General features: G+C 65.0%; 2 protein-coding genes. Both read right to left on the reverse strand.

Annotated features, from left to right (window positions below):
• Positions 1-300 precede the first annotated feature (300 nt).
• A complete protein-coding gene (locus ABRA89_RS20295; protein WP_463671329.1) occupies positions 301-1,527 on the reverse strand; it encodes an IS91 family transposase in 1,227 nt (408 codons plus the stop codon).
• A complete protein-coding gene (locus ABRA89_RS20300) occupies positions 1,511-2,419 on the reverse strand; it encodes a tyrosine-type recombinase/integrase (RefSeq protein WP_349943318.1) in 909 nt (302 codons plus the stop codon). Before ABRA89_RS20300 ends, ABRA89_RS20295 begins: the two co-directional genes overlap by 17 nt.
• Between the last annotated feature and the right edge of the window lie 132 nt (positions 2,420-2,551).

The raw sequence follows: 2,551 nt of genomic DNA on the forward strand, positions 1-2,551 counted from the left end.
CTTGAAGAGTTTCGGGCGCCGCGAGGCGTACGAAAGTCCGCGAAGAACGAACCTGCGGGATGCTGGAACGGGACTATGGGGTTTTCGGCTGAGAGCTGATCCTGTGTGATCGATTTCCAGGCCCGAGTGGTGTCGCGCTTGGCCTTTGTCGGCGTCGATGTCGACCGAACAGCGTTGCGGATGGGTACTTTTCGGGCGCAAGGGTGCGGTTTCCCAAGCGGGTCTTGCAAATAGGCACGAAGAGATCCGTGCCCCGGAGCGCGGCTCTCGAGGCTGACAGCAACGTTGTGCCATGCCGGGTCATGGCGGACACTCCCGGTCTGGTGATGAGCGCGATGGCGGCCCCCGCGGCTGTCGCCATCGCAGGAAGACGCCGACGATCCGCATGGAGCCACTGCAACAGGGGCAAGGTGGACGGGTGTTGGATTGCTCCGAGGCCTCGGGTTCGTCAGGCGATGGTTGCGGGATAGGTGGCGCACCGCGCAGCGTACGGATGCGCTCGAGCCCGGCCTTGCGGTTCGGCCCTGTCAAAAACCCATAATGCCGGATGCGATGGAATCCCTTCGGGAGGATATGGATGAGGAAGCGACGGATGAACTCGCCGGCTTCCAGCGTCAGGGTGCGGTGTCTGGCGGCGCCGTCCTTTCGGTAGTCCTTGACGCGGAAGGTTACATTGGTGCCGTCGAAGGCCGCGATCCGGCGTGACGAGATCGCGACCCGGTGGGTGTAGCGCGACAGGTAGGAGAGCACGGCCTTCGGCCCGGCGAAGGGCGGCTTGGAATAGACGACCCAGCCCTTCTTGCGGACAGGCGCGAGATGGCTGGCGAAAGCACGTGGTTCGGCGAGATGAGCGAGTGAGCCATGGAAGGCGAGTCCGCCGCTGGCATGAAGCGCACCGAGCCCTTCGAGAAACAGGCGGCGGAACAGCGCTCCGAGTACTCGCACGGGCAGAAGGAAGGCGGGACGCGAGGTGATCCATCGTGAACCGTCCAGAGAGAGACCGCCGCCGGGCACGATCATGTGCAGATGCGGATGATGGGTCATCGCCGAGCCCCAGGTGTGGAGAACGGCGGTGAGACCGATGCGGGCGCCCAGATGCTTCGGGTCTGCGGCGATCGTCGTCATCGTCTCGGACGCCGTCCGGAACAGGAGATCGTAGACGGCCCGCTTGTTCTGGAACGCGATGGCCGCGATCTCGGCGGGCAGAGTGAAGACGACATGGAAGTAGCCGACCGGCAGGAGGTCGGCCTCGCGCTCAGCCAGCCAGTCGCGGGCCGCCGCACCCTGGCATCGTGGGCAGTGCCGGTTGCGGCAGGAGTTATAAGCGATCCGCAGATGGCCGCAGTCGTCGCAGCCTTCGACGTGTCCGCCGAGGGCTGCTGTTCGACAGGCTTCAATCGCCGACATCACCTTCAGTTCGCAAAGGCTTAGATGTCCGAGGCGGGACGCCTTGAAGGCGGGGCCTGCGATGCGGAAGATGTCGGCGAGTTCGATCCCGGCAGCCAACGGCTTAGCCGGGTTCGGCACCTCGGTTTTCTAACAGGGCAAGCCGGTCGAGCGGACTGACGACGGTTCTTACCGTGCGCACGGCGACTTTGGCGTAGAGCGCGGTGGTGTCGAGCTTGGCGTGGCCGAGCAGCACCTGGATCACGCGGATATCGACGCCGTCTTCGAGGAGGTGCGTCGCGAAGGAATGGCGCAGCGTGTGCGGCCCGACCCTCTTCGGGATATCCGCTGCCCGGGCAGCCTCGACCACGATGCGATGGAGCTGGCGCGTCGAGATCGGCCGGTCCCAGCTCTGGCCGGGAAACAGCCAGCCCTCGCGATGGAGGACACCATGCCGATGCCCCTCGACCCACCAGTCCCGCAGGAGGGTAAGGAGGTCGGCGGACAGCATGGCGTTGCGATCGCGCCCGCCCTTGCCGTGTTCGACGCGCAGCAGCATGCGGGTGGAGTCGACGTCGGCGACCCTGAGCGTCGAGACCTCGGCGACGCGCAAGCCCGCGCCATAGGCGACCGAAAGGGCTGCAAGATGCTTCAGGCAGACCGTCGCATCGAGGAGCCGGTGGACCTCGTCCGGGCTGAGAACGTCCGGCAAGCTGCGCGGATAGCGCAGCCGCACCAGTTTGCGGGCAAGGTCGGGGCGATCGATCGTATGAACGAAGAAGAAGCGCAGGGCCGAGACGACCGCGTTCATCGTCGGCACGCCAAGGCCGGCCTCCTGCATGGCGACCTGAAAACGACGCAGATCCTCAGAAGTCGCCGTATCGGGGGAACGTTCGAGAAACGCGGCCAAGCGACCGATGTCGCGCAGATAGTTGCGCTGCGTCGCGCGAGAGAAACGCCGCATGGTCATATCGTCGATCAGGCGTTGGCGCAGAGAGCTGACGGGCGTGGCGGAAACGGAATGGGTCGTCATGACAAGGCTCCACAGGGTAAAGGGAGCCAGGATCGTCTGCCCGCACCGGGCGACGCTCAATCAGAACGTGATCTTCCTTATGAAATCCGTGAACGAAGAGACAGGCGCCCTCCCGCGGAAGCGGGTTCGTTC

It is taken from the genome of Fulvimarina thalattae (assembly GCF_040239565.1).
Classification (GTDB): domain Bacteria; phylum Pseudomonadota; class Alphaproteobacteria; order Rhizobiales; family Rhizobiaceae; genus Fulvimarina.